Here is a 3,335-nt window from a genome sequence, read left to right on the forward strand (position 1 = left end):
TCTCGATCCTGCCACCTGACATAAAATTTCCGCAGTGCATTCCGACATTACTTTCAATCGTGATCGATCCGCCGGTCATGTATTCACCAATTCGTTTTACTCGTGAGGCATCTCCTCTGATGAGGATATCAACATCATGAACCGAAGATGGAGACCCCTCGACTGAGAGATCGGCAATCTGAGTGAGAGGGATAGATCGGTTCCCTTCGCCTACGATGATCTCTTTATCCTGAAAGATTGCATCCGGTGTTATCATCTCGGCTTCAACCGGGATGAAGGATTTCTCGCGATTTCGGAATGTGATCGTTACCTTCATAGGTCAGTCTCCGTCTCAATGCAGAAGTTTCTGTGGAGATACTCTTCCTGAACCGGATAGTTGCTCATCCTGACACTGTAGTACCGCTCAAAGAGCTCCAGAAACGCTTTGTCATGTTGCATATCATATGCAGGCGGCACCTTCGGCTTCACCCAGAAGGTGGTATTCTCTCCATGGATTAATGCATCACCCCGGCGGGATACCACCCTTCCGCGTTTAATAGTATATTCGGTCTGTGAGAACCCCGAAATCACCTTATCATACTCAACTGCGGAATCGATCTCATCGGTTTTAATCGGATAAACGGCAATATCCGCTTCTGCACCCGGCATCAGATAGCCTTTGCCGATATCTGTGATCCCAAGCGCACGTGCCTGTCCGGCACGAGTCATCACCGCAATATCATACCAGTTCAGTTCCCGGTCGATTGCGGGGAGTGGCACCCGCTTTTCAGTATCCTGGTGGATTGTTGCACATTCAGCATCACGATATTTTTTGCTCATCAGGAGAGCGATAATCTCGGGGTACTTCACAAACGGAGCACCGTTTGGACTATCTGTTGTGAGCATACATTGCCAGGGGTTCTCGACGAGGAGGGCAAGCTCAAGGCCGATCGCCCACATAATACTGTTGACGAGGTTCTTCCTCCGATAGTTCACCGGAATAATACCTGATCCGGTCTCAAGTTCAATATCATGGTTGCTCCATTTGTCATGGTGGAGACGGTAGAGGTTGAACTCCATCGGTCCGTCTGCGGTCATCGTCGTTGTTCTGCCAAACATCACCTGGCCCATATCAATGACGATCTGCGGCCGGAGGTTCACCATCTTTGCAACCGGCTCACTCTTTGAACAGAAGTCTGACCATCCGCTCCCGCCATACGAGTGGAACTGGACATGGGTTGCATAGAGCGACTGCCGTTTATCGTTGAGATCAGGAACATGTCCAAATGTACCGAGCGTGCAGGTGAAGTTACCGGGTGTTCCGAGGTTATTGCAATGGAGGTGAACTGAATGCGGGAGGTGTAAGAGTTCGTTTGCCTTGATCGCACCTTTGATGATCTCAGCAGGAGTGAGATCAAATGTTGGAATCGTCTCATTAATACAGGAGACGTTCTTCCCAAACCCCCAGGCTTCTGTTCCCCCAGGGTTCGTCAGTTTAATGGCAAACCCTTTCACAGCAGAGAGTGTCCAGGCAATGATTGCTGCGGCACGCTTGATATCGTTATCCTCAAGTGCCCGGAGCATCCCCCAGTTCCCGTCAAATAGGGTGTTTGCAAATGAATCCTGAAGCGGGGTGAACTTGAACTCTTCATGGGTATGCCGGGCCTCAAGAGGTGCCATCGCACCTTCGACGAGTGTCGTGTACCCAAGTGCGCTGTAACGGTAGCTGTTTCCATAGGTTGTTGGAACGCTGTATCCCGAGGTGATATGCATCGGCCCTTTTCGTGCCGTTCTGCCCGCCCGCATATCTTCGGGGCTCATGTACCGCCCGAAGTTCACCTTTGTTCCGGCATAATGCGTATGTGAGTCGATCCCTCCCGGGAGGGTGAGAAATCCCATCGCATCGATCACCTCTGCATCAGGAGATGCATCTTCTACGATCCTGCTCCCGGAGATTGCAATATCCATCAGTTCGCCATTGATGCCTGAAATCGGGTCGATGACATAGGCATTTTTCAGCAGTATCTCAGCCATCTGATCTCATCTCCCGTATACGTGTAACGATCCGCTCAAGGATCTCCTGATCGGTCGGGAACTCCGTCTCTATCACTTTCTTCATCCGGATCGGAACCCCATCCATTCGGTATGCTGTCCCTGCAACCTCTATACCGGTGATTGCAACTGGTATCTGCACCTGGCAGAGGGCTGTTGTGGCATTTACACAAGGGTCAATCTGAACCGTTGGTATAGCTGCCATATGCCTGATACAGGATTTTGGAAAGTGCGCACCGGGATCACTTGCTACAACGAGGCAGGCATCAGGCTCCTTTCGCTCAAGGAGGTCGATGACTGTCGTCTCACCTGGATTATAGAAGGCGATACCTCTTGAGAAATCAACAGCGAAAGGATACCCGGCCATCCAGGTGAGGACTTCGTTGAACCCGTAGACATTGAAGTGGCCACGCATCGCACTGATCGTAAACTTCGTCCTCCTGTTGAGTTCTGAGATGAGTTCAATGGCATTTCTGACATTTTTATATTTGCCCCGGCTCATCGTGATCCCAAGGCCGAAGAAGACCGCCCCAAACTTTGCATTCATACAGAGATCGGCAACACGCTGGAGTTGTTCCCTCTTGACACCCGCCACACTTTCCGGAACAACGTCACCTTTTCCCCTGACTATTGCCCGGAGTGCCGACAGGACGAGATAGTCTCCACCGGGCTTTATCTGGATAAATTCATCTGCAACTTTTGCACCTTCGGATCTCCTGATATCAACAACAATGACCTTCCGATCACTGACACTATTTTCAAAGAAGTACCCGTCTGCATAGGTTGTGTATCTGCTCATATGCCTTGGATGTGCCTCGATAGGATTACAACCCCAGTAGATGACCAGATCTGCCCGGTTCTTCACCTGGCCGAGGGTGCATCCGGGATGACCCACCTCCTGAATTGCGAGGATGGAGGGATTATGACAGACTGATGTGGTGCTATCGATGAGTGCTCCGATCTCTTCAGCCAGATGCACACCAACAACCTGCGCCTCTCCAATCGTCCCGCTCCATCCATACAGAAGTGGCCTCATGGCATCTGAGAGGATTTTGGCGGTCTCATCCACCGCCTCTTCATAACTCACTTCAGCCCATACACCGTTCTTCCTCATTATCGGGTGTTTCAGGCGTTCTTTTGAGAGAAACTTAGCATTTCCAAGTGTACAGCAGTTCTCGACTCCGATTATCCTGTTCTTCTCGACAACAAGGCTGATATCGTCGCAGAGACAGCCGCAGAACGGGCAGGGTACATCCTTAATGTCCATAACGCAACCCTCCCACCATCTCCATCAGATCCCAGAC

General features: G+C 50.8%; 2 protein-coding genes and 1 pseudogene. All 3 read right to left on the bottom strand.

Annotation, left to right across the window (positions count from 1 at the left end):
• Positions 1–316: pseudogene (locus tag Q7V06_RS09115) on the bottom strand (formylmethanofuran dehydrogenase subunit C); the annotation flags it as partial.
• The gene (locus Q7V06_RS09120; protein WP_304840784.1) at positions 313–2,013 is read right to left on the bottom strand and encodes a formylmethanofuran dehydrogenase subunit A; all 1,701 of its coding nucleotides are present in this window, start codon (positions 2,011–2,013) and stop codon (positions 313–315) included. The gene Q7V06_RS09120 and the pseudogene Q7V06_RS09115, both read right to left, overlap by 4 nt.
• Complete coding sequence (locus Q7V06_RS09125; RefSeq protein WP_304840786.1) at positions 2,006–3,298, bottom strand: formylmethanofuran dehydrogenase subunit B; 1,293 nt, start codon at positions 3,296–3,298, stop codon at positions 2,006–2,008. The genes Q7V06_RS09120 and Q7V06_RS09125 overlap by 8 nt, the downstream gene beginning before the upstream one ends.
• Positions 3,299–3,335: the final 37 nt, after the last annotated feature.

Origin of the sequence: Methanocalculus sp., from assembly GCF_030651615.1 — an archaeon.
GTDB lineage: Archaea > Halobacteriota > Methanomicrobia > Methanomicrobiales > Methanocorpusculaceae > Methanocalculus.